We start from the raw sequence: 23,974 nt of genomic DNA, 5'->3' as shown, positions 1-23,974 counted from the left end.
CTCATGAAGAAGAACGTTCTCATTATCGGTGCTGGCGGCGTCGCCCAGGTGGTCGCGCATAAATGCGCGCAGAACAACGACGTTCTGGGCGACATCAATATCGCCTCGCGCACCAAGGCGAAATGCGACGCGATCATCGCCTCGATCCGCGAGAAGGCGGCGATGAAGCAGGAGGGCGCGCTGGAAGGTCATGCGCTGGATGCGCTGGACATCGAGGCCACCAAGGCGCTGATCACCGCGACGAAGTCTGAGATCGTCATCAATGTCGGCACCGCCTTCCTCAACATGTCGGTGCTGCGCGCCTGCATGGACACCGGCGTTGCCTATATCGACACGGCGATCCATGAAGAGCCGAACAAGATCTGCGAAACCCCGCCCTGGTACGGCAATTACGAGTGGAAGCGCGCCGCCGAATGCGAAGAGAAGGGCATCACCGCCATTCTCGGCGCCGGCTTCGATCCGGGTGTGGTCAACGCCTATGCCAAGCTTGCCAAGGACGAATATCTCGACAAGGTGACCGACGTCGACATCGTCGACATCAACGCCGGCAGCCATGGCAAGTATTTCGCCACGAACTTCGACCCGGAGATCAATTTCCGCGAATTCACCGGTGTCGTCTATTCCTGGCAGAACGGCGAATGGCAGACCAACAAGATGTTCGAGATCGGCAAGGACTACGACCTGCCCGTCGTCGGCACCCGCCGCGCCTATCTGTGCGGCCATGACGAGGTCCATTCGCTGGCGAAAAACATGGACGGCGCCGACGTCCGCTTCTGGATGGGTTTCGGCGACCACTATATCAACGTCTTCACCGTGTTGAAGTCGATCGGCCTCTTGTCCGAGCAGCCGGTCAAGCTTGCCAATGGCGACGAGGTCGTGCCGCTGAAGGTGGTCAAGGCCTGCCTGCCCGACCCGTCCTCGCTGGCACCCGAGTATGAAGGCAAGACCTGCATCGGCGACTATGTGAAGGGCATCAAGGACGGCAAGGAAAAGACCGTCTTCATCTACAATGTCGCCGATCACAAGGACGCCTACAACGAGGTCGGCAGCCAGGGCATTTCCTACACCGCCGGCGTTCCGCCGGTCGCCGCCGCCATGCTGGTCGCCTCGGGCGAATGGGATGTGAAGAAGATGGCAAACGTCGAGGAACTGCCGCCCAAGCCCTTCCTCCACATCCTCAACCATATCGGCCTGCCGACGCGGATCAAGGACGAGGACGGCGACCGGGCGATCGACTTTTCGTAAAGCCGATCCGGGCCCGACACCGCGCAATTCAAAAACCCCGCCGGAGCGATCCGGCGGGGTTTTTTTGCCGGAGAGGTCAACGGGAAAGGTCTCGTAACGTGCACTTCGCCGGTATATCACCCGGTCGAAACGGGCTTCAGACCATCCCCGTGCATTTCCAGAAAAAGGGTAGTCGCGGTTTTCCGTCCGGAAATGCGTAAGCACAAAAAAGCTGGAGCAGGTCCGGTGAACGCGTGTTTACCGGACCTGCTTCAGCGCTAGAACCCGAATTTCTGGGCGACCTTCGCGCGCATCATCTTTAGGATGCTGCTTGCGCTCGTGCCCTTGCGGCCGGCAGCCACTTCCGCCTTGGCGATCTGCACGGAAATGCGGTTGGCGGCGCCGGTATCGCCCGTTTCGAGCGCGAAGGCCAGGCCGATGACATCGTCGACATCCGCCTCCAGCTTCAGGTCTTTGCGCAGCGCGCTTCCCTGGCTCTTGATCGTCTTCTTCACATAGCTCTGGTATTCCTTCGACTTCAGGAATGTATCCGTGGCAAGTTCCTCGAGCTTCTTGCCGATGGTTTCCATCGCCTTGATGTAGATATTGCCCCAGGAGTCCGCCTTGATCCGGTCTTCGATCTTGGTCTTTTCTGCCGTGGAGAGGGTGCCGCCATTCTTGGCCTCGGCCGCCGCGATGGCTTTCATGGTCATGATGGCAGGGAGTGCATGGACGTTGCCGACAAGCTTTTTTTCCTGCTGCGTCATTGTCGAGAACCAATCCCAGGCCTCCTTTGCGTCCATTTCGTAGTAATTCTGATAAAGCCGGCTGAGTTTCTGGGCGGCAAGAAACTTGACGAAAACGGTTCCGATGTCCGAGTTCTTGCGGATTCTGTCGAGATTCGGAGTGGCCATGGTATTTTCCCCTTCCAGGCGGTGAGCCCATCGTTGCTTCACTGCCTACGTGACCCGATCCGACGCGAAGGTTCATAAGAGGCGTTTTTTTTTAAGATGGGAGCCCTCTGAAAAGTGCTCGAAGATCGGTCGGCGGGGGTATCGAGCCTGTTTCGAGATCCCCGGACGGCAGGGAGACGCGCCGATCTCACGCCGCAGATCCCCGAGGCCGCCCTGTATCCATGCGGCCGCCGTCATGCTACGAGCCGCCTTCCTGCGTTCTGCCGCCACGCCAGCCTCCTCCGAGCCCGACCATGCCCCCTGCCCTCTATGCCGACCTCATCGCCGACCTCCGCCTCCTTTTCACCGAACTCGACCAGACGCCGGACCGCTTCCAGACCTATGACGTGCATCTGGAACTGGCCGCTGCCGGCAATGTGATGGTCTATGAGACGAAGCGACGAAAGGGGCTGACGGACAGCCTTTATTACGGCCGTTCGGTCAAGACCGGCACCAATCAGCAGATCAGCCAGGCGACCGCCTTCGCCGCGATCGAGCGTTTCCTTGCGCTTGGCGCGTTCGTGGCGCTTGCCGACAGTCCGCAGGCGGGCACTGTCCCGGACGCCGACTACCCGCACTGCGCGGTGCGATTCGCCTATCGCAAGAAAGGCGCCCCGAAGACCCGCTCGCTCGACATGGTCTTCGTGGGGTTCAATGACAAAGCCGACGCGCTCGCCTATGTCGAGACATCCGGCAGATCGCATGCCTTCAAAGCGGCGCATCCGGACGGACAAGACGCGCACGACTGGCGCTAGCGCCGTGCAGGGGCGCACGACCCTCGCTATCGGGGACGGTGACCCGGCATTCGATCCCGCTGCCGCCTGACACCGAGCCTCAACTCGCCCCCTTCACCTGCTGCCGCCGCAGCGCCCCGGCGGCCTTTTGTGTGCGCTGCCTGTGCGTTTCTGGCACTGCGACAAAAACCCCTGTGAATTCAAGATAGACCGGTTTCCGGCCATCTGCTCTCTTGGAGGCAACAACGTAGTGACCGGGGGCCTCCCCCCCGGATGGAGGCACGAATGTCCACCCAGAGCCTGTTCAACGCGCTCTTCGCCCAGAAGGCGAGCATCGAAGACGAACTGCTGTACGCCATCGAGGCGATCGCCGAACTCTCCTCGCCGGGCCTGCTCAACCCCGTGCTCGAGCGACTCGGCCATATCAACACGGTCGACCGGATTTTCCAGGCCCACCTCTCGGGTACCCAGCAGACACCGAAGAGCAACTGGCCGGAGAAGACCCTACCGCTGCCGGATATCGCCCGGCACATCCGCAAGACCGACCAGTGGTATATCGATCACGTCGCAGCCCTGGCGCCCGAGACCTTCGAGGAAGAGATCGCCTTCACCTTCGCAGACGGCAAGAAGGGCCGCATGACACGCGAGGAAATGCTCGCCCATGTCGTCACCCATAGCGGCTATCACCGCGGCGAGGTCGGGGTGCTGCTGCCGCATGTCGGCGCGGTCGGCAGACGCGACATCCTGTCCGGATTTCTGCACCGCGTCGAGCCGGAACGGCGCGCGTGACACCTGCCACCGTCAGTCGGGATCGCCAGCACTGCCCGGCGGCAACGGACTGGTGAGCGGACTGAAGGCATCGCGCAACATGCTTGCCAGTTCCTCGACCGCCGGGCTTGAACGTTCGCGGTTGCGCCGCAGCACCACGCGCGAGGCGTCGATCGGCGGAAACCCCTCCGCCGCCGTCAGCTCCCGACAGTCGGCCGGAATGGTGGAGCGGGCGAGCGGCACCACCGCAAGTCCGGCCGCCGCCGCCCCCTTCAGCCCGCCCGTCGTGTCGCAGGTATAGCTGATCCGGTAATTCACCCCGTGATTCTGCAGCGAGCGGATGGCGAAGTCCCGGCACCAGCTCGAATTCCAGTAGATGCCAATGGGCACGGGATCGCGCAGATGACAGTCATGGGCGACCGAACTGACCCAGACCGTCGGGTCGATCGCCAGCACTTCGCCGCTGCTGCCATTGACGTCGAACACCACTGCAAGGTCGATCTGGCCCGCCGTCAGCGCCCGCGTCTGCTGCTCGCTGTAGCCGCACATGACGGTCACCTCGGTCGCCGGATGCCGTTCGGCAAAGGCCGCCAGCGCCCGGGGCAGCACCAGTTGATTGTATTCCTCGGGAATGCCGATCCTGACCGGTCCGTCGAGCGGCTGAACCCGAAGCGAGGCCGTGGTCTCGTCCACCAGCCTGACGATGCGCCGCGCATAGGGCAGCAGCCGCTGGCCGGTTTCCGTGAGCGTCATTCCGCGCGGCCCCCGGGTAAACAGCGGCGTGCCCGCCACCTCCTCCAGCCGCTTGACCTGCATGCTGACGGCCGATTGCGTCCGTCCCAGCACGTCGGCTGCCCGCGTCACATTCTCATATTCGGCGACCGCAAGGAAAATCCGCAGCAGATCACTTTCGAGCGGCAGCGCCATGACCGCACTCCATCTGATTATTTGATTCCAGGCATCATGACTATTCGTTAGCCAAATGTCGAGCATGCCGGCCACACTCTTGCCATCGCAATACCACGGGAGAGCCATATGGGGCGGCAACAGCCACGGGCACACCTGCTGCAACGTCTAGCGCAGTGTTGGCATGCCCGGCGCCAGGTCGCCGCAGAGCGGCGTGCCTTTGTCATGATAATGCTGCGGAAAAACGGGCACTTACGGGACGATATCGGCATGACGCGCGATCCGGCCGAGACGGCGAAGGGCGGATTCAAGCATTGCCGATCCATGCCGCAAGAGTGAAAATGGCGCCGGGAAGACCGACTTTTCGCCGCACCTCCTCGACCGTTAGCCGCATGAATGATGTCCGAAAATAGCCATTCGGTTTCCAGATACCAGCTATAAAGACTATTCGTTTGCGATATGGCAGCTGGGACATCATCTTCGGATCAGCAACACGAAGGAGTTAAGACCATGATGCAAATGCTCACCCCGTCCCCCACCCTCTTCCAGTCCGTCCGCCAGGCGCTGCAACGCCGCCGCAAGGTGGAAGCCGAACGGCTGGCCTTCACCAATCTGATGCGCCGCAAGGATAGCCATCTGCTCGAAGACGTGGGCCTCACCCGCAGCAGCGCCGAGCGGATGATCCAATATGGTTTCAACGGCCACAGGACCAACCGGTGAGGCAGGCACACGATCCGAGACCTTGACGTCCCTGCGGAAAAAGCCGCGGGGACGTTTTTCGTTCGGCCCTGGTCTACCGCGCGAACCGCCGCGCACCGGCCACACAGAGCACGACGGCCATCGTGACCCCCACCATCGACCAGCTGACAGTTTCTCCGAGCAGGAGCGCTGCGAGCGCCAGGCCGAAAAACGGCTGCAGCAACTGCAATTGCCCGACCGCCGCGATGCCGCCCATCGCAAGGCCGCGATACCAGAACACGAAGCCGATCAGCATGGAGAACAGCGAGACATAGCCAAGCCCGATCCAGGCCGCATCGCTGACGCCCCCGAACGACATGGGTTTGAGCAGGATTGCGATCACCAGCATCATCGGCAGCGCCAGGATCAGCGCCCAGGCAATGACCGCAAAGCCACCCAGCCGCCGGGTCAACCGACCGCCTTCGGCATAGCCGAGCCCGCAGGCGATGATCGCCGCGACCATCAGCAGGTCGCCGCTGAGCGAAGCCTCGCCATTGCCCATCAGCGCAAAGCCGGCGACAATGCCGCTGCCGGCCAGCGAAAACGCCCAGAAGGCCGGCTTCGGCCGCTCGCCGCCGCGCAACACCCCGAAGGTCGCGGTCGACAGCGGCAGCAGCCCGATGAACACCAGCGAATGCGCCGAGGTGATGTGCTGCAGCGCCAGCGCCGTCAGCAGCGGAAAGCCGACCACGACACCGAGCGCAATCACCACAAGCGAGACGAGGTCGCCACGCTCCGGCCGTTTCGAGCCGAGTGCCACGGTCAGGGCCAGCGCCAGCGTGCCCGCGATCGCGCCGCGCGCCGCCGTCAGGAAGATCGGGTCGAAACCGGACACCGCCAGCCGCGTTGCCGGCAGGGAGGCCGAAAAGATCAGCATGCCGAGCGCGCCGTTGAGCCAGCCGATTGTCGTCCTGTCCATCATCCCGTTCATCGCTACACAATGCTCCTTCTGCATCCTTCCTTCCTAGCCGGGAAAGGCTGGACCGTGGAGAGACGGAGGAGTACGGTTTCGGCAAACTGTATGGAAACTGAAAGCAGTACGGATGGCGCTGACAGCCGATATTCGGGAAGCGGACGGCACCCGTGTCGAACAGGTGATGGAGGCGATCCGCCGCCGCATCGCCGCCCGCACCCTGCAGGCCGGCGCGAGGCTGCCCTCGATCCGCAAGGGTGCCCAGAGCTTTGCCGTCTCGCCCTCCACCGTGGTCGAGGCCTATGAGCGGCTGGCCGCCGAGGGGTTGATCCGCTCGCGGCCGGGCTCCGGCTTTTACGTCTCGGCACCGCAGGCACCGCTGGTGCTGGCGGATCTCGCGCCCCGCCTCGACCGTGCTGTCGATCCCTTCTGGGTGTCGCGCCAGTCTCTGGAAGCCGGAGCCGACGTGCTCAAGCCCGGCTGCGGCTGGCTGCCGCCGGACTGGATGCCGCAGGAGGACCTGCGCCGGGCGATGCGCAGCCTGTCGCGCGCAACCCCGTCCGGCTTTACCGACTATGGCACACCGCTCGGCGTCGGCCCGCTGCGCCAGCTTTTAGCCCGCCGCATGGCGGAAAACGGCGTGGAGATCGGGCCCGACGGCATTCTGCTCACCGATTCCGGCTCGCAAGCACTCGACCTGATCTGCCGCTTCTTCCTCGAGCCCGGCGACGCCGTGCTGGTCGACGACCCCTGCTATTTCAACTTTCTGGCGCTGCTGCGTGCCCACCGGGTCAAGGCTGTCGGCGTGCCCTACACTGCGACCGGTCCCGATCTCGAACGCTTCGCCGAAGCGCTGGCAGACCATCGCCCGCGCCTTTACATCACCAATTCGGGCATTCACAACCCGACTGGCGCGACGCTGTCGCCGGTCACCGCCCACCGGCTGCTGAAACTTGCCGAGCAGGCGCGACTGACCATCGTCGAGGACGACATCTTCGGCGATTTCGAGCACGAGCCTGCCCCCCGGCTCGCGGCCTTCGACGGTTTCGAGCGGGTCATCCAGATTTCCAGCTTTTCCAAGACGCTGTCGGCAGCCGCCCGCATCGGCTATATCGCCGCGCGCCCGGACTGGATCGAGGGCCTGATCGACCTGAAGATCGCCAGTTCGTTTGCCGGCTCGGCGCTGCCGCAGCATCTGGCCTACAGCGTGTTGAAGGACGGCAGCTATCGCCGCCATCTCCACGGGCTGCGCACCCGGCTGGCGCGGGCCATGGGCGAGACCATCCGGCGCGTCGGCGCGATCGGGCTGACCCCGTGGATCGAACCGCGCGGCGGCATGCTGCTCTGGTGCCGCCTGCCCGACGGCCTCGACGCCGCCGCGATCGCGCGCCGCGCCATCAAGGACAATGTCGTACTGGCGCCCGGCAATGTCTTTTCGGTCTCGCAGACTTCAGGCGATTTCATGCGCTTCAACGTGGCGCAGTCGGTCGATCCGCGAGTCTTCCATGTGCTGGAAAGGGCGCTTGATCGGTCACCGAAGGCGGGTGGCTAACAGTGGGGCGTGCCCCACACCCGCCTATGAATGAAAGTGGCGGGACTGCTCCCGCCAAAATTGTCGATACGTCATGGAGACTGTGTCTCGGCCGCGTCAAGGCGAGCGATGGACATTTGCCGTCACCGCTCACCTGTGTCAGCGAGCATCAGCCCCATTGGCCGCTATAGAGGCAGGTCAGGGCTTCGATGCCGCTATATTCCCACCAGGAATAGTTCGGATCGTGGCAGCCCAAAGCGAACGAGGCGGTCTGGGTCAACTCCGGCGCGCTCGTCTGAGCGGCAGCCGACAGATCAGTGACCGTGGATGGGATCGCCGCCATGGACGAAGAGGCGCCCAGCAGCATGGCGGAGGCTACACACAGCGCAATACGGGTCTTTTTCAAAAGTCTTATCCTTCTCTCAAAACCAGCCCGACCCCGTCGAATCCAAAAGTAAGCACACTGTCAAGTATGCATGTGATGGCTTGCGACCCGACATTCACGCCTATCCTGAGCTGCCGGGGGATCAGCGTCCCGACAATCCTTTTCCGCGTCTTCCCTGACGAACTGGCGTTTGTCAGCAGAGACGAAAGAAACGCCGAATCGCTTCGGCGGATCCGTCAGTCAATCGAAGGATCGAAGCTCAATGCGCTGCAGCCAGCGCCTCGGCATCGTCCTTGTCGTGCACGGCGAAGCGGTCGAGCATATGGCTCGACGCCTCATTGGCACCGATCACCTCGACCTCGACATCGTGGCGGCGATATTTCAGCACCACCTTGTCGAGCGCACCGACCGCGGTGATGTCCCAGAAATGCGCCTCATGCACATCGATCACCACCTTCTTCAGCGGCTCCGTGAAATCAAAGGCCATGATGAAGGTCTCCGACGAAACGAAGAACACGGCACCGTCGACATGATAGGTGCGCGTGCTGCCGTCGTCCGAAAGCTTCGAGCGGACATGGAACAGACGCGCCACCTTGGAGGCGAAGAACACGCCGGACAGCAGCACGCCGACCAGCACGCCCTTCGACAGGTCATGCGTGCCGACGGTGACGACGACCGTTGCCAGCATGACGAAGGACGAGGTGCGCGGATTGGTCTTCAGTTCCAGGATCGAGCGCCAGGAGAAGGTGCCGATCGACACCATCACCATGACGGCGACCAGCGCTGCCATCGGGATCACCCGGACGATGTCGTCGAGCACGACGATCAGCACAAGCAGGAAGGCGCCGGCGACGAAGGTCGACAGGCGGCCGCGGCCGCCGGAGGTCACGTTGATCACCGACTGGCCGATCATCGCGCAGCCGCCCATGCCGCCAAGAAAGCCGGAGACGATGTTGGACGTGCCCTGGCCTACGCATTCCTGGCTCTTGGAGCTCGCCGTATCGGTCATGTCGTCGACGATCTGCGCCGTCATCAGCGATTCCAGCAGGCCGACGGCCGCAAGACCGACGGAATACGGGAAGATGATCTGCAGCGTCTCGAAGCTGAACGGGACATTCGGGATGGCAAAGATCGGGAAGCTGCCCGGCAGGTCGCCGAGATCGCCGACGGTGCGGATGTCCATGCCGGTAAACCAGGCGATCAGCGTCAGGACGACAATGGCGACCAGCGGCGACGGGATGGACTTGTTGAGATAGGGGAAGAGATAGATGATCGCGAGACCGCCGGCCAGCATGGCATAGGTGGCATAGGGAACATTGGTCAGTTCCGGCAGCTGCGCCATGAAGATCAGGATCGCCAGCGCATTGACGAAGCCGGTGATCACCGAGCGCGAGACGAAGCGCATGACGCGGCCGAGTTTCAGCATGCCGGCGATGATCTGGATGACGCCCATCAACAGGGTTGCGGCAAACAGGTATTCGACGCCGTGCTCACGCACCAGCGAGCCCATCAGCACGGCGGTGGCGGCGGTCGCCGCCGAGATCATCGCGGGCCGTCCGCCGACAAAGGCCGAGGTGCAGGCAATCGCGAACGAGGCGAACAGCGCCACCTTCGGATCGACGCCGGCGATGATGGAAAAGCCGATGGCCTCAGGGATGAGCGCCATGGCGACGACGATGCCGGACAGCACGTCGCCGCGGATGTTCTGAAACCATTCGCGTTTGTAAGTTGCTAGATTCATTGGGTCTTCTTCGCAAAAGTAGTGCACCGGGCCACACGAGACTGCGGCCGTTCAAAGGTTTGATGCTGATGCGTTGTCTGGCGGATCGGCGGCCAGAGGAGCCACCCGGGATTGCACCGGGTCCGTGGTGAGTGACTGTGCTTATATGTCAGGAGACGCCTGCCTGACAACGGTCAAATGCTGCAACGCGGCGAAAGGCGGCAAAAAAGTGACGGGGCGCCCGGCGCTGCAGACCCTGCCGTGCCGCGGTCAGGCCGGCTGGTAGCGGCTGATTTCAAGGCCCTGCCCGACCGGCAGCATCACGCTCGTCATGCCCGGAATGGCGCGAACGGCGCGCTGATAGGCGAGCACATCACCGTCGCCGGGCCGGATCATGTTGTCGGCCACCACGATGGCACCGGCTGCCAGCTTGGGCAGAAAGGCTTTCAGGCAGGGAACATAGAGGTCCTTCCACAGATCGAGCAGGACGAAGTCGGCCTTGCCGGCCATGGCCCCGATCAGCTGTTCGGCATCGTCCACCAGAAATTCGACATGTTCGGAAAGCCCTGCCTTGTCGAGCATGTCGCGGGCGAAATCGCTCTTGTAGGCATGCAGTTCCATGGTGATCAGCCGCCCGCCGGTGGCACGCGCGGCTTCCGCCAGCCAGACGCCGGAATAGCCGAAGGAGGTGCCGATCTCCAGAATGACGGGTTTGGAAAGGCTTTTGGCCAGGATGTTGATCAGCTGGCCGGTCTGCGGTCCGACGGCGCGCATGCGCATGTCGTGGCCCCCGTCCCGGCCGCCCGGCGCCTCGACCCGGCCTGTCTGCCGCTCGGCCTCCATGCGCTGGTGATATTCGTCGAGCACCGCCCTGATCCTTGCGTCCATGATCTGTCTCCTGTCACATCACCGGCCATCTAAGCGGGCGAAAAGACGGATCACCAGTTACAAACCGGTAAGGCTGGCATGGCTTGCAGCCAAAGGTGGAATGGCCCTGAAAGACAGGAAGCCCCGCCTTCGGCAAAAGGCGGGGCTTCCTTGAAAAACGAAACGGATCGTCGGATCAGCCGACTTCGGCTTCGGACTCGATGATCTTGCCGACCAGACCGTATTCCTTGGCTTCCTGGGCAGACAGCCAGTAGTCACGGTCGATGTCCTTGGCGATCTTGTCTTCCGTCTGGCCGGTGGCCTTGGCGTAGATCGCGATCAGGCGCTTGTTCATCTTGATGATTTCCTTGGCCTGGATCTCGATGTCGGAGACCATGCCGCGGGTGCCGCCGGAGGGCTGGTGCATCAGGAAGCGGGTATTCGGCAGGCAAAGCCGGCGTTCCTTCGGCACCGAGACATAGATCAGCGAACCGGCGGACGCTGCCCAGCCGCTGGCGATCACGAAGACCTTCGGCTTGATGAACTTGATCATGTCGTGGATGGCGTCGCCCGCTTCCACATGGCCGCCCGGCGAGCAGACATAGACGCGGATGTCGTCGTCGGAGGCTGCCGCCAGCGCCACGAGCTGGGTGCAGACCTTCTGCGCCAGTTCCATGGTGATGCCGCCATAGATGAAGATCGATCGCGACTTGAAAAGATTGGCTTCCGTCTCCTTGCCGATCGGCAGTTCCTTGCTCTTGTCGTCTTCGTCTTCATTCATCTGGACTTGTCTCCACTTGGGGTATCGTTCTCCCGCACATAGTGCCAAATCAGTCCTAAAACAATGGCCGCGAAAGGGAAAGCGGCGAAGGCCGGAATACCGCTCTTGGCCACGGGAAAGGTAAATGGCGCGAGAAGAACGCGCATCAATTCGATGTCCCTGCAGGACCGCCCGCTGCGGTCGCATCACCCCTGCGATCACCAGATCAGCGGCACCGCAAGGCCGAGGCCTGCGACGAAAAGCACGAAGACCGACAGCAGCATCAGCCCGTCGCCGGTCATCAATGCCAGGCCGAAGACGGTGATCACCAGGCCCGCGACCGAGCTGGAGAACGGGATCACCTCCATCACCGGCATGGCAAGCGCGATGAGGACGCAGACGAGGCTCGCCAGCCGGACGGCGATCCGGCTCGTCATCCAGGCCCAGCGCCGCGTGGCGAAGCGATCGATCCGACCCGCCACCGGCCGCAGATAGGCAATCGCCTTGTCGACCTTCCTTGCCGAAAGCCCTGCATCGCGGATCTTCTGCGGCAGCCAGATATGACGGCGCCCGAGCACGATCTGAACACTGACCAGCAGCACGATCACGCCGATGATCGTCGGAACGCTTGGAATACCCGACAGCGGCGAGACCGCCAGCAGACCCGGCACCAGCAGCAGCGGCCCGCTGCCGCGATCGCCGGCGATATGCTGCACGTCGGCAACCGTCACCGATCCGTCGTCATGGCCCGCCGCCTGCACACGGTCGAGAACGGTGCAAAGTTCGGCTGTCGTCTGACTGTTCGTCGATGTCATCTTTCGTCCCGGTTCTGGAAACCGCACCACCACCGATTGCGGCACTGCCTGCTGATGGCCAACGCCCTGTTGCAGGCATGGTTCCTGAAGGCGGGCGATCCCCGGCCCCGTTACCGCGAGATCCGCGTCGACAGGATGATCGACGACAGGGTCCGCTCGACGCCGGAGAGCTCGCCGATCAGATCGATCAGCCGGTCGAGCTCGGCAATCGACGGCGCCGCGATGACGGCGATCAGGTCGAAACTGCCGCTTACCGAATGCAGCGTCGTCACCTCGCGGATGGCGGCAAGCTCGGCGGTGACGGCGGCGAGCGACTTCGGCGCAATGGTGATCAGCAGATGTGCCCGCACCAGCCCCGACAGATAGGCCTCCGACAGCTTCACCGCATAGCCTGATATCACGCCTTCCCGCTCCAGCTTTTCCAGTCTCGCCTGCACGGTCGTGCGAGACAGATGGAGCCGGCGCGCCAGTTCCGCCACCGGCATGCGGGCATTCTCACCCAGAAGCGCGATAAGCTTGCGGTCGCCGTCGGTCATGGACATTCTGCACATTTCTCTCGTCGATATGCTGAAAGACATACGGCAAACCGCGCAGAGCGTCACTAGGAATCGACCTTGGCTAAGCGCAGACTGGTCACAACGATAACCCCACCAGAGGAACCGACCATGCGCAGCGACCAGCAGAAAGACATCGTCGTCATCGGCGCCGGCAAGATCGGCGGCGCCATCGCCCTGATGCTGGCAGACAGCGGCGACTACCGCGTCATGGTGGCCGACAGCAGCGCCACACAGCTTGGCAAGCTCGACCGCCACCCGGCGATCAAGGGCGCCGAGATCGACATTACGGATCAGAAGGCGCTGACCGCACTGCTCGCCGGCCGCTTCGCCGTCCTCTCGGCTGCCCCCTTCCATCTGACCGGTGCCGTCGCGGCCGCGGCCGCCGAGACGGCCACGCATTATCTCGACCTCACCGAGGATGTCGCCACCACCAGGACCGTCGAGGCTCTGGCCGAAGGCGCGGATTGCGCGCTGATCCCGCAATGCGGACTGGCACCCGGCTTCATCTCGATCGTCGCCCATGATCTTGCGAAGAATTTCGACGCGCTCGACAGCCTGCGCATGCGGGTCGGCGCGCTGCCGCAATATCCGTCCAATGCGCTGAACTACAATCTGACCTGGTCGACCGACGGTCTGATCAACGAGTATATCGAGCCCTGCGAGGCGATCGTCGAAGGCCGTCTGACCACCGTGCCGGCGATGGAGGAGCGCGAGGAATTCTCCCTCGACGGCGTCACCTACGAGGCGTTCAATACCTCGGGTGGTCTCGGCACCCTGGCCCGCACTTTGGACGGCAAGGTGCGCATGATGAACTACCGCACCATCCGCTATCCCGGCCACCAGCAGATCATGAAGGCGCTTCTGAACGACCTCAACCTGAAGAACCGTCGCGACGTGCTGAAGGACCTGTTCGAAAACGCGCTTCCCGCCACGCTGCAGGACGTGGTGGTGATCTTCGTCACCGCCTGCGGCTGGAAGGACGGCCGCTATCTGCAGGAGACCTATGCCAACAAGGTCTATGCCGGCACGATCGCGGAAAAGAAGATGAGCGCCATCCAGATCACCACGGCCAGCGGCATCTGCGCCACGCTGGACCTGCTCGCCGCGGGCGCACTGCCGCAGAAGGGTTTCGTCCGCCAGGAAGAGATCGCGCTTGACGCCTTCCTCGCCAACCGCTTCGGCCGTTTCTACGATCCGCAGCCGGCGCGCTCGCGCGAATTCGCCTGACGCCTATTTCCAGCGCCCGGCCATCTTCGCCTTCAGGTCGACCACCGGGCGTGCGCCGCCTGGGCGGGCAGACGGCCCGCCTGCGTCGGCCAACGGAAAGCTGGTGCGGTCGAACTTGTCCAGCATGTGCGGCGAGATGAACCGGGTGCGGTTGGCATAGACATGCCGGTCGCCGCGCCGGTGCTGGCCGTGCACGTAGAAGCGTTGCGGCACCATCAGGTGCAGCCCGTCCTTGGCCCGCGTCATCGCCACATAGAGGAGCCGTCGCTCCTCCTCGATCTCGTCCGTCTCGCCGGCTGCCAGATCCGACGGGATGCAGCCATCGACGCAGTTGAGCAGGAAGACATGGGTCCATTCCTGTCCCTTGGCCGAATGAATGGTGGACAGGATCAGATAATCCTCGTCCTTCAACGCCGGGCCGGCCTGGTCGCTGGTCACCTCCGGCGGGTCGAGCGCCAGTTCGGTCAGGAATTCCGACATGCCGCGAAAGCCACCGGCAATCGATTCCAGCTGCAGGATGTCGGCGGCCCGCGTCTCGTAGTCCTCGTGAATCCGCTCCAGATGCGGCTGATACCATGTGCGCACCCGCTCGATCGGCACCGGCCAGCCGGCGTCGCCGCGCTTCAGTTCGCCCATCATCGCCACGAAGCCCGCCCAATCCTGCTGTGCCCTTGGGGGTACGGGAAAACCTTCCAGCTCTCCGACAGGATCCTCCGAGAGCGCCAGCGCATCGAGCACGGCGGCTGCCGCCTTCGGCCCGATACCGGGCAGAAGCTGCAGGGCGCGAAACCCGGCGATCCGGTCACGCGGATTGATCGCCAGCCGCAGCACGGCGAGCACATCCTTCACATGCGCGGCATCGAGGAATTTCAGACCGCCGAACTTGACGAAGGGAATGCCGCGGCGGGTGAGTTCGATCTCCAGCGCCCCGGAATGGTGCGAGGCGCGGAAGAGCACCGCCTGATCCTTCAGCCGGGCGCCGGCCTCGCGCGCTTCCAGCACGGACGTCGCGACATAGTCGGCCTGGCCGTTGTCGTCGAGCACGGTGACGAGCTTCGGCTTTGCCCCGCCCTCGCGTTCGGTGAACAGTTCCTTGGCATGGCGTTCGCGGGCAGCGCCGATGACGCGGTTTGCCGCATCGAGCACAGGCGCCGTGGAGCGGTAATTGCGCGCAAGCGTCACCACCCTTGCCGGCGGATCGAAGAGCTTCGGGAAATCGAGGATATTGCGCACCTCGGCCGCGCGAAAACTGTAGATCGACTGGGCGTCGTCGCCGACGACGGCCACCCCCTCGCCCGTCGGCTTCATCCCCATCAGGATCGCCGATTGCAGCCGGTTGGTATCCTGGTATTCGTCGATCAGCACATGGTCGAAACGCGCGCCGATCTCCGCGCCGAGCCCGCCATCCTCCACCATGGCCTGCCAGTAGAGCAGCAGGTCGTCGTAATCGAGGATATTGGCCGCCTGCTTGGCCTCGACATAAGCCGCAAACAGCGCCTTCAGCTCGACCTCCCATTCCAGGCACCAGGGAAAGTGTTTCGCCAGCACAACATCGAGCTCTTCCTGCGCATTGACCGCGCGCGAATAGATCGCAAGGCAGGTGCCCTTGGTCGGAAAGCGCTTGTCGAGCCGGGAGAGGTCGAGATCGTTGCGGGCAAGGTTCAGCAGGTCGGCGCTGTCCTCCCGGTCATGGATGACGAATTCCGGGGCAAGACCGATCTGTTCGGCATAGTCGCGCAACAGCCGGGCGCCGATCGAATGGAAGGTGCCGGTCCACGAAAGCCCCTCGGTCAGGATCGCCGCCTTGTCGCCCATCACCCGGCGCGCGACACGCTCTACCCGGCCGACCAGTTCGCGCGCGGCACGCCTGGAAAAGGTGGCAAGCAGGATCCGCCTGGGATCGGCACCGGAGATCAGCAGATGCGCCACCCTGTGGGCCAGCGTGTTGGTCTTGCCGGATCCGGCGCCCGCGATGATCAGCAGCGGCCGCCCCGGCCTGCCGCCCCCGTGCAGCACCGCCTGCGCCTGCGCGTCATTGAGGTGATTGAGATATTCCGGCTGCAGCGAATCGAGCGACATCTGGTCCATGCGCCCTTGATGCCAAGTTTACGGTTTGTTCGCAAGGGTGCGCATGGGCGCGCGAACAACAGGCTCGCAAGCCTGCCGTTCCGCCGGATGAAGCCGAACAACCAGTGGGTCTCAGCTTACTTCTTTAAAAGCGACGTCGTCCTAAGCGTCGGCTGATAGGTAAAAGTATCACTGCCCTTCTGGATTGTTGGAACACTCGGGCTTTGATAGGCTAGGTTCCAGTCAGTCACGATCTGGAGGGAATTGCTGTTCATCTTGGCAAATCCAGTCCAACCAGTCACGGAGTTGCAATTCTCAGCACCATTGCTCCACGCAACGGAAAAGGAAATGAAGTTGCCATTGACCCGACCTGAGATCTGGTAAGGCGAATTCATGCAGCCTGTGTTGGCGGCACGATTGATATACTGTCCGGTGACATTGCCTGCCCCGTCCACCGTAATCGTCATCGTCGAACCGGACTGGTTTTGCCAGTTTGTCGCTGTGGAGACCAGGCTGTCAAATCCCTTGAATGATCCCGGTTCAAAATCACTGAAAGCGAGTGCGGAAGCCGTTACCAACAACCAGCTGCCAAGCGTAAGCGTTATTTGCCTAACCATTGCCACCTCCCCTTGATGATTGAAAACACCTAGCACAGGTAAAGGCAAATATCTACTTATGATTGTATTTCAGGAACAAGCAATCATAGGAACGAAGGGATCCTTCGGCCGCCTACAGCATGTCCTTCACCACGGCACCGTCTTTCCCTGATAGTCCAGATATTCCAGACCCGGCCGCGCCTGCTTGGCGAGCAGCACGTCGACCAGCCGGGGAATGCTTTCCTCGATCGTCAGCCGGGCGCCCGGTCCGCCGAGATCGGTCTTGACCCAGCCCGGCGCCATCACCGCCATGGCACGCGGCGTGTCGCCCTGCCGGGCCACGAAGCTGCGCATGAACTGGTTCAGTGCCGCCTTGCTGCCGCGGTAGACCTCGCGCAACCCCGTCTCGTTGTTGGCGATGCTGCCCTGGCCGGACGACATCGCGCCGATCAGACCGTCCGGCGGCACCAGGTCCTCGAGCCGCTCGATGACCCGCATCGGGCTCAGCGCATTGGTGATCATCACCCGCATGAACTCGTCCGTCGTCACGGTCCCGATCGCCACATGCTCGTCCTTCGTGGTCGTCCCGGCATTGACGAACAGTATGTCGAACCTGCGGCCGGACAGGCGCTCGTGCAGGCCGGCGACCTCTTGCGGTTCGTTGATGTCGACCGTCTCGATCTCGACGCGTTCCGGATGGGCCGCTGCCAGATCATGCAACGGCGTGCGCGCCGCTGCGCGCACCGTGCCGACGACATTCCAGTCGCGGCGGACGAATTCGGCCGCCATCGCATGGCCAAGGCCCCGCGAGGCGCCGACGATCAGGATGGTGGGACGATCTTGTCGTGTCATTGGATTGGGCATGGGTCTGTTCCTTCTGAAAATGTCGTGACAAGGCATATGGCCCATCGCAATTCATGCACCAGACGCACGATATACAAACAACATGTGCACAAGACGCTATGCCTCGGCATCCATTCCGGCTATCCTCTGGGGATGCAGACCATCGACCTCAACCTCCTGATCGCGCTCGACGCCCTGTTGCAAGCGCGCAGCGTGACGGGTGCGGCCAAGCGCCTTGGCCTCAGCCCCTCGGCCATGAGCCGCAGCCTGGCGCGGCTGCGGCGGGTGACGGGCGATCCCCTTCTGGTCCAGGCCGGGCGCGGCCTCGTGCCCACACCGCATGCCGAAGCCCTGGGCGAACGGGTACATGCCCTCACCCGCGAAGCGCTGGCGGTTCTGCAGCCCCCGGTGAACCCTCTTGATCTGACCGCCCTTGAGCACACCTTCACACTTCGCGCCAGCACCGGCTTTATCGAACGGCTTGCAGCCCCGCTGATGCAGGCGATATCAAAGGCGGCGCCCGGCGTCCGGCTCCGCTTCGTGCCCAAACCCGACAAGGACGCACGGCCGCTTCGCGAAGGCGAGATCGATCTGGAAATCGGCGTCCTCGGCACGGCAGCGCCTGAGCTGCGCACACAATTGCTGTTTCGCGACCGGCTGGTCGGGATTGCCCGGATCGGTCATCCGCTTCTGGCCGGCGGGCCTGTCACGACCGAGCGCTACGCCGCCTGCGCCCATGTCTCGGCCTCCCGCCGCGGCCATTTCGCCCAGCCGGTCGATGCGGCGCTGGAAGACCGGGGGCTGACGCGCCGGGCGGTGCTGGTCGTGCCGGATTATCCCGATGCGATGCGGGTGGTGCGCGCCTCGGATCTTGTCGGCCTCGTGCCACAAAGCTGCCTTGGCGATGCGCTGGCGGGCGAGCACGCAGCCGGGCTCGGCATTGCCGCCTTTGACCTGCCCGTCGGGACGCCGGACTTCGTCATCTCCTCGATCTGGCATCCCCGCCTCGACGCCGATCCCGCCCATCGCTGGCTGCGCCACACCGTGATGACCGTCTGCAAGGCGGCCTATCCCTGAGGGCGAAGCCCCGCATGGCAGGGGCGGCCCTGCCATCAAGGCGCGGGCCGTCAAGCCCCCGCAACCGTGGACCGTCGCTTAGGCGCCCGCCTATCCCAGCCGCCGCCGGCTGCGGCGCGTGCCATCGTAATAACCGGGCGGCTTCTTTCTGACCCAGGCGACGAATTTGCGGATCGCCGGATCCGTCAGCAGCTGTTTGGTGGTGGAGTAGGATTGCTCCAGCTCGGCCTCGGAAAACAGTGCATGGATCTGGCGATGACAAATGCGGTGCAGCGGCACGGTCTCGCGGCCACCTCGGCTTTTCGGAATGAAATGGTGCAGGTCGCGCTGATCGGGCGGAATCGCCCGCCCGCAGAGTGGACAGACCTCGGGCGGCGGCACCGCGTGCCAGGACTTGATCTCGATATCGCGTTTGCGGGGCATGCGCCCAATCTAGGAAGATCGCGCGTCCGGCTCAAGCTGCGGTCGCCGCGATTGCTCAGGCCGGAGCGATATTCGTCTGCTCGATTGTCGGCCGCGGATGGATGCAGACCATTTTCAGCGGTCCATCGCCGATATTTTCGAACCGATGCGGTGTTTCGGCCGGGCCAACCACGATATCGCCTGCTGCAGCCAGCACCGTTTCATCCCCGACTGTGAAGGCCACCTGCCCCGACCGCACGATCCAGGTTTCCGCATAGGGATGCTTGTGCAGCAGGGAGCCGCGGCCGGGATCGGTATCGACGAGAAAGAACGAGGCCTCACTGCCAATCTCGGCTCCTTCCACCCTGATCGTCCGGCTTTCACCGCCGACGGGCGGCCTGGTTTCGTGGCTCGCCATCATCGTCATTCCCCCTCGAAGCCAATTTCAAAGAAGCGAAGGGAACGCCATAATTATCTTTGCGTCAAGGTAATTATCTTCACACAAAGATATCTTGAACCAATGCCTGCCGGTCGCTATTGTCGAACCCTTTCCATCGAAGAGCAGATATCTCATGACGGCAGGCCCGAAGATCAACAATGACCGCTCTCGCTCCGACGCCCTCGCGCCGGCGGATCATGTCGATCGTTTGCGTCGGCAATGGCGCGCAGAATTGTCCGACCTCGATACCACGCCGATGGCGATCCTCGGGCGGGCCAAGCGGTTATCGGATCTCCTCGCCCCCGGCATCGAGAGGCTCTTTGCCGAGCATGGGCTCGATCGCGGCGAGTTCGACGTCATCGCCAGCCTCCGGCGCGCCGGACCACCCTATGAGCTGACCCCGACCGACCTCTATACCCAGCTGATGCTGTCTTCGGGCGGACTGACGCACAGGCTGGGGCGGCTGGAAAAGGCGGGCCTCGTCTGCCGGCGGAAGTCGGAACAGGATGGCCGCAGCCTGCTTGTGGCCCTCACCGAAACCGGCCAAGCACGCGCCGAAACCGCCTTTCGCGCCGATATGGCGGAGGCGATGAAGGCGCTCGCGCCGCTTACCGACGCCGAGCGAGAGATGCTGGCCGGCCTGCTGCGCAAACTCCTCCTGCCGCTCGAAAGCCGCTGAGCACGCCTCAGACGCCGCACCGGTAGCGAGGCCGCTCTTGCGCCATATCGCAAAACCCGGCGGCCTTTCGACCGCCGGGTTCTGATGGACCTGGGCACTGCCGGGCTTTTGCCTCAGCTGCGCGGCTTCAGATTCTCCGGGTCGTACAGCGGCTTGTAGCCGACGGCCGCCACTTCGACCGGGTAGGCCTCCGAGAAATACTCGACATTCAGTGTCCGCCCCACCTGGCAATAATCATGCGGCAGGTAGGCCAGCATGATGTTCTTGCCGATCGTCGGGCCATAGGCGACCGAGGTCGTGTAGGAGATGCGGCCGAGGTCGTCGACCAGCGTCTTGCCCGTATCAGGATCCATCACAGGCATCGATCCGACCGGAAAGCGCTTGACGCCGTGGCTGTCGGTATTCTCGGTCATCACCAGCGTGCAGAGCATCGCCGGCTGATGGTCACGGGCCTTGTATTCGAGATGCTTGGCCTTGCCGCGGAAATCGGCTTCCTTGACCTTCGGGCGCGCCAGATCGGCTTCGATCAGGTTGTACTGGGTCAAGAGATCGCCGTTCTGCAGGCGCAGCGACTTTTCCATGCGGCGCGAGTTCGCATAGGTCTCGACGCCGAAGGCCATCACGCCGGTCGCCCGCAGCGCATCCCACACGGCGAGCCCGTCCTCGTATTTCATATGCAGTTCCCAGCCCTGCTCGCCGACATAGGAGAGCCGGAAGGCGGACACGGTCTTGCCGGCAATCTCGATCGGCTTGATCGCGGCAAAGGGGAAGTTCTCGATGTCGAGACCGGCCGGATCGGCCACCACCTTTTTCAGCGTCTCGCGGGCATTCGGGCCCCAGATGCCGATGGTGATGAATTTCTCCGTCACATCGGTGATGGTGACGTCATAGCCCCGGTCCTCGGCCACGCGGCGCATATAGTGGAAATCGCGCGGGCCGGCGTCGGCACCGTTGATCAGCCGGCAGCGGTCGGCCATGCGGATCACCGTGAAGTCGGCGCGCACCATGCCCTCGTCGTCGAGGAAGTGGGTGTAGATGCCCTTGCCGATATTGGCGTCGCCGCCGATCTTGGCCGCGCACAGCCATTCCAGCATGTCGACATGGTCGGGCCCCTCGATGTCGACCATATGGAAGTGGGAGAGGTTGACGATGCCGCAATCCTCGCTCATCGCCAGATGCTCGGCATTGGAGACGCGCCAGAAATGTCGGCTGTCCCACTCGTTTTCGCGCACCGGAACCCAGTCACCATACTTTTCCAGCAGGTGCTCATTGGCCGCATAGCCATGCGCACGCTCCCAGCCGCCGAGTTCCATGAAGTGGCCGCCGAGTTCCTTCTCGCGCTCGTGGAAGGGCGAACGCTTGACGCCGCGCGACGACGCATAGGGCTCGCGCGGATGCACGGCCGGGAAATAGATCTTCTGCGCCGCCTCATAGCAGCGATTGGCGATGAATTCTTCCGTCATCTGGTGCGGATAGAAACGGGCATAGTCGATCGAGTTGTGGTCGATTTCGGTGCGACCATCCGTCATCCAGTCGGCGATCAGCTTGCCGTAGCCGGGGCCGTCCTTGACCCAGATGGCGACGCAGTACCACAAGCCCCGCACCTTCTGGCTTTCGCCGCAGGAGGCGCCACCGCCGGCCGACACCTGCAGCAGCCCGTTGAACGAATGACCCTCGTTGTAGCCGAGCTCGCCGAGGATCGGCGTCAGTTCCATCGCGCGTTCCAGCGGCTCGAGGATCTGCTCCATGTCGAGATCGCGCTGCGAGGGCGACAGGCGTGCCTCGTGCTTTTCGAGCAGCTCCCGCGGATGGCACATGCGCGGATTGGTGGTCTCGTAATAGCCCCACTCGATCTGGCCACCCTCAGTGGTCTTCGGGTCGCCGGTATCGCGCATATAGGCCGAATTGCCCTGGTCGCGCAAAAGCGGGAAGCCGATTTCCTTGCCGGTGCCTTCGAATTCGGTATAGGGGCCGAAAAAGGTCAGCGGATGGTCAACCGGCATGACCGGCAGATCCTCGCCGACCATTTCGGCGATCAGCCGGCCCCAGAGGCCGGCACAGACGATGACGTGATCGGCCATGATCGTGCCGCGATGGGTAACGACGCCCTTGATTTTGCCGCCCTCGACGATCAGCGACTGGGCCGGCGTATTGCCGAACATCTGAAGCTTGCCGGACTTTTCCGCCGCGTCGACCAGCTTGCCGGCAACCGTCTGGCTGCGCGGAATGACAAGGCCGGCGTCGGGGTCGAACATGCCGCCCTGCACCTGGTCCTCCTCGATCAGCGGGAACATCGCCTTGATCTCGGCCGGATCGACGAGGCGCACATTGGTGCCGAAGGCCTTGCCGGAGGTCACCTTGCGACGGATCTCCTCCATCCAGGCGTCGTCGCCGGTGCGCGCCACTTCCAGCCCGCCGATCCGGGCGTAATGGCCCATCTTCTCGTAGAAATCGATCGAGTACTGCGTCGTCCAGACCGAGAGATAGTCATGGCTGGTCGTGTAGCAGAAGTCGGAGGCGTGCGCCGTCGAGCCGATATCGGTCGGGATGCCCGACTTGTCGATGCCGACGATATCGTCCCAGCCGCGCTCGATCAGATGATGCGCGATCGACGCGCCGACGATCCCGCCGAGACCGATGATGACGACTTTTGCCTTGGTCGGAAACTCTGCCATGCTGTTTGAAACCCTGAAGGACGGAGTGGAAATCAGGTCAGGATATTAGGGGCGCGCGAAAATGCAAAACAGCCTGTCTGCGACATGGACGGTCAGCGGGGCGACGGGGTCAAATTCTAAATTATTGCGAAGCGCCCTGATTGGAAATAATGCCGCTGCCTTCCATATACGGCTTCCCCAGCTTCTCAAGGAACCCTTCATAAGACCTATTGGGCATAACGGCCCACGCCCCGCCCGGGGGCACCGGAATGAACGTTGTCCCAGGAACGAGTGGTGCATTTGGCACATCAGTTCCAAGGTGAACTGTCGCGGCCGATCTGCCGAATACTGTGCTAGCAGCGAGCCCGTCGGCATAGCCGCGATCATAAGCCTCCTGAAGAGCATCAGCGCTTGCAATTATCGGAAAAAACAACATACCGGTGCAAGAAAACAGCTCGAATATAATTTTACTCATAGCCCCCCCGCAAATCTTTAAGTCTCTCTTCACGGCGCCCTTTATAGAACTCAGATTCGGCGACGGTCTCTTGGGCCTCGGGGGAAGGGTTACTTCGCGTCACGAACAATGCGGCGTCATTGACCACAATCGGTTGACTGGACGTCATCCAAACAACCATACCAATCAATCCGATCCCTACCAAAGCTAAAACTATTCCAGGAGAGCTGGAGTTGAAGACCCACTTAACGTCGTTCCACTCACCGCTCGCAGCAGTCGGCACCGCATCCACCCTCGCCAGAACAAATATGGCGCCCAGAATGGACAGGATCGTTCCGCCGATAATTGCAAGAAATTGAGAATATGCCCTCATATAGAGAGCCGCCAAACCTCTTTTGTTTCGCAATCCAAGCGCATCTTGCTCCAACCCTAAAGTAACAATCTGAGAATCCAACTGCCGCCCTACAAGAAGCTCGGAGAACTGGAGACTTTCATCGGGCGGAGCGGACGCAGAGATCAATTCATTGAGAAATAAAAACCCCAATAAAATCATTGAAATTAGAGCAAATGCACTAGGTCCTGTTGACAAAGTGGATTCCCAAATCAGCTGAAGCGTGATTCAAGGCTGCCTTTTAGGAGGCGGTTTTGGCTCGCGGCGACCTGAC

At 62.7% G+C, this 23,974-nt stretch carries 25 protein-coding genes and 1 other annotated feature; of the genes, 8 read left to right on the top strand and 17 right to left on the bottom strand.

What is annotated here, in order from left to right; translation table 11 throughout:
- Nucleotides 1-3: 3 nt before the first annotated feature.
- Complete coding sequence (locus tag J2Z17_RS19805; RefSeq protein ID WP_209947453.1) at nucleotides 4-1,245, top strand: saccharopine dehydrogenase family protein; 1,242 nt, start codon at nucleotides 4-6, stop codon at nucleotides 1,243-1,245.
- A 257-nt stretch (nucleotides 1,246-1,502) separates the two neighbouring features.
- Here the strand turns inward: J2Z17_RS19805 and J2Z17_RS19800 are convergent, their stop codons facing one another.
- Nucleotides 1,503-2,138 carry a hypothetical protein gene (locus J2Z17_RS19800; protein WP_209947450.1) on the bottom strand — a complete coding sequence of 212 codons (636 nt, stop codon included), beginning with the start codon at nucleotides 2,136-2,138 and terminating at the stop codon, nucleotides 1,503-1,505.
- Between the two features lie 293 nt (nucleotides 2,139-2,431).
- On the opposite strand from J2Z17_RS19800, the gene J2Z17_RS19795 reads away from it, so the two are divergent.
- Both J2Z17_RS19795 and J2Z17_RS19790 read left to right on the top strand, forming a co-directional pair.
- Nucleotides 2,432-2,932, top strand: coding sequence for a hypothetical protein (locus tag J2Z17_RS19795; RefSeq protein ID WP_209947448.1), 501 nt, complete (start codon nucleotides 2,432-2,434; stop codon nucleotides 2,930-2,932).
- 264 nt (nucleotides 2,933-3,196) lie between these two features.
- On the top strand, nucleotides 3,197-3,700 hold the full coding sequence (locus tag J2Z17_RS19790) for a DinB family protein (protein WP_209947446.1): 504 nt from the start codon (nucleotides 3,197-3,199) through the stop codon (nucleotides 3,698-3,700).
- A 12-nt stretch (nucleotides 3,701-3,712) separates the two neighbouring features.
- On the opposite strand, the gene J2Z17_RS19785 is transcribed toward J2Z17_RS19790, so the two are convergent.
- Nucleotides 3,713-4,606, bottom strand: coding sequence for a LysR family transcriptional regulator (locus tag J2Z17_RS19785; RefSeq protein WP_209947443.1), 894 nt, complete (start codon nucleotides 4,604-4,606; stop codon nucleotides 3,713-3,715).
- A gap of 489 nt (nucleotides 4,607-5,095) precedes the next feature.
- Here J2Z17_RS19785 and J2Z17_RS19780 point away from each other — a divergent pair, with 489 nt between their 5' ends.
- Nucleotides 5,096-5,305 (top strand): hypothetical protein, encoded by a 210-nt coding sequence (locus J2Z17_RS19780; protein ID WP_209947441.1) that lies wholly within the window; start codon nucleotides 5,096-5,098, stop codon nucleotides 5,303-5,305.
- A 73-nt stretch (nucleotides 5,306-5,378) separates the two neighbouring features.
- Here J2Z17_RS19780 and J2Z17_RS19775 read toward each other — a convergent pair whose 3' ends face one another.
- Entirely contained in the window at nucleotides 5,379-6,242 is an 864-nt protein-coding gene (locus J2Z17_RS19775) for a DMT family transporter (protein ID WP_209947809.1), read from the bottom strand.
- A 124-nt stretch (nucleotides 6,243-6,366) separates the two neighbouring features.
- On the opposite strand from J2Z17_RS19775, the gene J2Z17_RS19770 reads away from it, so the two are divergent.
- The gene (locus J2Z17_RS19770; RefSeq protein WP_209947439.1) at nucleotides 6,367-7,788 is read left to right on the top strand and encodes an aminotransferase-like domain-containing protein; all 1,422 of its coding nucleotides are present in this window, start codon (nucleotides 6,367-6,369) and stop codon (nucleotides 7,786-7,788) included.
- A gap of 148 nt (nucleotides 7,789-7,936) precedes the next feature.
- Here J2Z17_RS19770 and J2Z17_RS19765 read toward each other — a convergent pair whose 3' ends face one another.
- The 7 genes from J2Z17_RS19765 to J2Z17_RS19735 form a co-directional block, all read right to left on the bottom strand.
- Nucleotides 7,937-8,173 (bottom strand): hypothetical protein, encoded by a 237-nt coding sequence (locus J2Z17_RS19765; RefSeq protein ID WP_209947437.1) that lies wholly within the window; start codon nucleotides 8,171-8,173, stop codon nucleotides 7,937-7,939.
- 238 nt (nucleotides 8,174-8,411) lie between these two features.
- A complete protein-coding gene (locus J2Z17_RS19760) occupies nucleotides 8,412-9,893 on the bottom strand; it encodes a SulP family inorganic anion transporter (RefSeq protein WP_209947435.1) in 1,482 nt (493 codons plus the stop codon).
- 71 nt (nucleotides 9,894-9,964) lie between these two features.
- Nucleotides 9,965-10,020 (bottom strand) — a sequence feature (sul1 is cis-regulatory element that is thought to sense ions involved in sulfur or methionine metabolism; They are found in Alphaproteobacteria).
- Between the two features lie 122 nt (nucleotides 10,021-10,142).
- Nucleotides 10,143-10,760 (bottom strand): O-methyltransferase, encoded by a 618-nt coding sequence (locus tag J2Z17_RS19755; RefSeq protein ID WP_209947433.1) that lies wholly within the window; start codon nucleotides 10,758-10,760, stop codon nucleotides 10,143-10,145.
- A 175-nt stretch (nucleotides 10,761-10,935) separates the two neighbouring features.
- Complete coding sequence (locus J2Z17_RS19750) at nucleotides 10,936-11,520, bottom strand: ATP-dependent Clp protease proteolytic subunit (protein WP_209947432.1); 585 nt, start codon at nucleotides 11,518-11,520, stop codon at nucleotides 10,936-10,938.
- Nucleotides 11,517-11,666 (bottom strand): hypothetical protein, encoded by a 150-nt coding sequence (locus J2Z17_RS19745; RefSeq protein WP_209947429.1) that lies wholly within the window; start codon nucleotides 11,664-11,666, stop codon nucleotides 11,517-11,519. The genes J2Z17_RS19750 and J2Z17_RS19745 overlap by 4 nt, the downstream gene beginning before the upstream one ends.
- Nucleotides 11,667-11,717: 51 nt before the next feature.
- Nucleotides 11,718-12,314, bottom strand: coding sequence for an exopolysaccharide biosynthesis protein (locus J2Z17_RS19740; protein ID WP_209947427.1), 597 nt, complete (start codon nucleotides 12,312-12,314; stop codon nucleotides 11,718-11,720).
- A gap of 110 nt (nucleotides 12,315-12,424) precedes the next feature.
- Nucleotides 12,425-12,856, bottom strand: coding sequence for an Lrp/AsnC family transcriptional regulator (locus J2Z17_RS19735; protein ID WP_209947425.1), 432 nt, complete (start codon nucleotides 12,854-12,856; stop codon nucleotides 12,425-12,427).
- Nucleotides 12,857-12,979: 123 nt separating this feature from the next.
- Here J2Z17_RS19735 and J2Z17_RS19730 point away from each other — a divergent pair, with 123 nt between their 5' ends.
- Entirely contained in the window at nucleotides 12,980-14,098 is a 1,119-nt protein-coding gene (locus J2Z17_RS19730; protein WP_209947423.1) for a saccharopine dehydrogenase family protein, read from the top strand.
- Between the two features lie 3 nt (nucleotides 14,099-14,101).
- Here J2Z17_RS19730 and J2Z17_RS19725 read toward each other — a convergent pair whose 3' ends face one another.
- The 3 genes from J2Z17_RS19725 to J2Z17_RS19715 all read right to left on the bottom strand — a co-directional run bounded on the left by J2Z17_RS19725 (nucleotide 14,102) and on the right by J2Z17_RS19715 (nucleotide 17,625).
- Nucleotides 14,102-16,177 (bottom strand): ATP-dependent helicase, encoded by a 2,076-nt coding sequence (locus J2Z17_RS19725; protein WP_425342642.1) that lies wholly within the window; start codon nucleotides 16,175-16,177, stop codon nucleotides 14,102-14,104.
- Between the two features lie 125 nt (nucleotides 16,178-16,302).
- On the bottom strand, nucleotides 16,303-16,782 hold the full coding sequence (locus J2Z17_RS19720; RefSeq protein WP_209947420.1) for an avidin/streptavidin family protein: 480 nt from the start codon (nucleotides 16,780-16,782) through the stop codon (nucleotides 16,303-16,305).
- Nucleotides 16,783-16,908: 126 nt separating this feature from the next.
- Nucleotides 16,909-17,625: an SDR family oxidoreductase gene (locus tag J2Z17_RS19715; protein WP_245224240.1), complete on the bottom strand. Its 717-nt coding sequence runs from the start codon at nucleotides 17,623-17,625 to the stop codon at nucleotides 16,909-16,911.
- Nucleotides 17,626-17,757: 132 nt separating this feature from the next.
- On the opposite strand from J2Z17_RS19715, the gene J2Z17_RS19710 reads away from it, so the two are divergent.
- On the top strand, nucleotides 17,758-18,681 hold the full coding sequence (locus tag J2Z17_RS19710) for a LysR family transcriptional regulator (protein WP_209947805.1): 924 nt from the start codon (nucleotides 17,758-17,760) through the stop codon (nucleotides 18,679-18,681).
- 90 nt (nucleotides 18,682-18,771) lie between these two features.
- Here J2Z17_RS19710 and J2Z17_RS19705 read toward each other — a convergent pair whose 3' ends face one another.
- Both J2Z17_RS19705 and J2Z17_RS19700 read right to left on the bottom strand, forming a co-directional pair.
- Entirely contained in the window at nucleotides 18,772-19,104 is a 333-nt protein-coding gene (locus J2Z17_RS19705) for an HNH endonuclease (RefSeq protein WP_209947418.1), read from the bottom strand.
- A gap of 55 nt (nucleotides 19,105-19,159) precedes the next feature.
- Nucleotides 19,160-19,504, bottom strand: coding sequence for a cupin domain-containing protein (locus J2Z17_RS19700; protein WP_209947416.1), 345 nt, complete (start codon nucleotides 19,502-19,504; stop codon nucleotides 19,160-19,162).
- A gap of 151 nt (nucleotides 19,505-19,655) precedes the next feature.
- On the opposite strand from J2Z17_RS19700, the gene J2Z17_RS19695 reads away from it, so the two are divergent.
- Nucleotides 19,656-20,201 carry a MarR family winged helix-turn-helix transcriptional regulator gene (locus tag J2Z17_RS19695; RefSeq protein ID WP_209947414.1) on the top strand — a complete coding sequence of 182 codons (546 nt, stop codon included), beginning with the start codon at nucleotides 19,656-19,658 and terminating at the stop codon, nucleotides 20,199-20,201.
- A gap of 113 nt (nucleotides 20,202-20,314) precedes the next feature.
- On the opposite strand, the gene J2Z17_RS19690 is transcribed toward J2Z17_RS19695, so the two are convergent.
- Nucleotides 20,315-22,876 (bottom strand): GcvT family protein, encoded by a 2,562-nt coding sequence (locus J2Z17_RS19690; RefSeq protein WP_209947411.1) that lies wholly within the window; start codon nucleotides 22,874-22,876, stop codon nucleotides 20,315-20,317.
- A gap of 446 nt (nucleotides 22,877-23,322) precedes the next feature.
- Nucleotides 23,323-23,898, bottom strand: a complete 576-nt coding sequence (locus J2Z17_RS19685) for a hypothetical protein (protein WP_209947409.1) — start codon at nucleotides 23,896-23,898, stop codon at nucleotides 23,323-23,325.
- Nucleotides 23,899-23,974 lie beyond the last annotated feature (76 nt).

Source organism: Heterorhizobium halophytocola (genome assembly GCF_017873095.1).
Taxonomy (GTDB): Bacteria; Pseudomonadota; Alphaproteobacteria; order Rhizobiales; family Rhizobiaceae; genus Allorhizobium; species Allorhizobium halophytocola.
This window is presented reverse-complemented; position numbering and strand designations above follow the sequence as displayed.

Bases quoted from the DNA above. Each gene is read 5' to 3' on its own strand.
- J2Z17_RS19780 (WP_209947441.1), top strand. From the start codon at position 5,096: ATGATGCAAATGCTCACCCCGTCCCCCACCCTCTTCCAGTCCGTCCGC.
- J2Z17_RS19785 (WP_209947443.1), bottom strand. From the start codon at position 4,606: ATGGCGCTGCCGCTCGAAAGTGATCTGCTGCGGATTTTCCTTGCGGTC.
- J2Z17_RS19770 (WP_209947439.1), top strand. From the start codon at position 6,367: ATGGCGCTGACAGCCGATATTCGGGAAGCGGACGGCACCCGTGTCGAA.
- J2Z17_RS19790 (WP_209947446.1), top strand. From the start codon at position 3,197: ATGTCCACCCAGAGCCTGTTCAACGCGCTCTTCGCCCAGAAGGCGAGC.
- J2Z17_RS19720 (WP_209947420.1), bottom strand. From the start codon at position 16,782: ATGGTTAGGCAAATAACGCTTACGCTTGGCAGCTGGTTGTTGGTAACG.
- J2Z17_RS19740 (WP_209947427.1), bottom strand. From the start codon at position 12,314: ATGACATCGACGAACAGTCAGACGACAGCCGAACTTTGCACCGTTCTC.
- J2Z17_RS19705 (WP_209947418.1), bottom strand. From the start codon at position 19,104: ATGCCCCGCAAACGCGATATCGAGATCAAGTCCTGGCACGCGGTGCCG.
- J2Z17_RS19690 (WP_209947411.1), bottom strand. From the start codon at position 22,876: ATGGCAGAGTTTCCGACCAAGGCAAAAGTCGTCATCATCGGTCTCGGC.
- J2Z17_RS19800 (WP_209947450.1), bottom strand. From the start codon at position 2,138: ATGGCCACTCCGAATCTCGACAGAATCCGCAAGAACTCGGACATCGGA.
- J2Z17_RS19760 (WP_209947435.1), bottom strand. From the start codon at position 9,893: ATGAATCTAGCAACTTACAAACGCGAATGGTTTCAGAACATCCGCGGC.
- J2Z17_RS19695 (WP_209947414.1), top strand. From the start codon at position 19,656: ATGACGGCAGGCCCGAAGATCAACAATGACCGCTCTCGCTCCGACGCC.
- J2Z17_RS19745 (WP_209947429.1), bottom strand. From the start codon at position 11,666: ATGCGCGTTCTTCTCGCGCCATTTACCTTTCCCGTGGCCAAGAGCGGT.
- J2Z17_RS19805 (WP_209947453.1), top strand. From the start codon at position 4: ATGAAGAAGAACGTTCTCATTATCGGTGCTGGCGGCGTCGCCCAGGTG.
- J2Z17_RS19735 (WP_209947425.1), bottom strand. From the start codon at position 12,856: ATGTCCATGACCGACGGCGACCGCAAGCTTATCGCGCTTCTGGGTGAG.
- J2Z17_RS19725 (WP_425342642.1), bottom strand. From the start codon at position 16,177: ATGTCGCTCGATTCGCTGCAGCCGGAATATCTCAATCACCTCAATGAC.
- J2Z17_RS19775 (WP_209947809.1), bottom strand. From the start codon at position 6,242: ATGGACAGGACGACAATCGGCTGGCTCAACGGCGCGCTCGGCATGCTG.
- J2Z17_RS19715 (WP_245224240.1), bottom strand. From the start codon at position 17,625: ATGCCCAATCCAATGACACGACAAGATCGTCCCACCATCCTGATCGTC.
- J2Z17_RS19755 (WP_209947433.1), bottom strand. From the start codon at position 10,760: ATGGACGCAAGGATCAGGGCGGTGCTCGACGAATATCACCAGCGCATG.
- J2Z17_RS19730 (WP_209947423.1), top strand. From the start codon at position 12,980: ATGCGCAGCGACCAGCAGAAAGACATCGTCGTCATCGGCGCCGGCAAG.
- J2Z17_RS19710 (WP_209947805.1), top strand. From the start codon at position 17,758: ATGCAGACCATCGACCTCAACCTCCTGATCGCGCTCGACGCCCTGTTG.
- J2Z17_RS19750 (WP_209947432.1), bottom strand. From the start codon at position 11,520: ATGAATGAAGACGAAGACGACAAGAGCAAGGAACTGCCGATCGGCAAG.
- J2Z17_RS19700 (WP_209947416.1), bottom strand. From the start codon at position 19,504: ATGATGGCGAGCCACGAAACCAGGCCGCCCGTCGGCGGTGAAAGCCGG.
- J2Z17_RS19795 (WP_209947448.1), top strand. From the start codon at position 2,432: ATGCCCCCTGCCCTCTATGCCGACCTCATCGCCGACCTCCGCCTCCTT.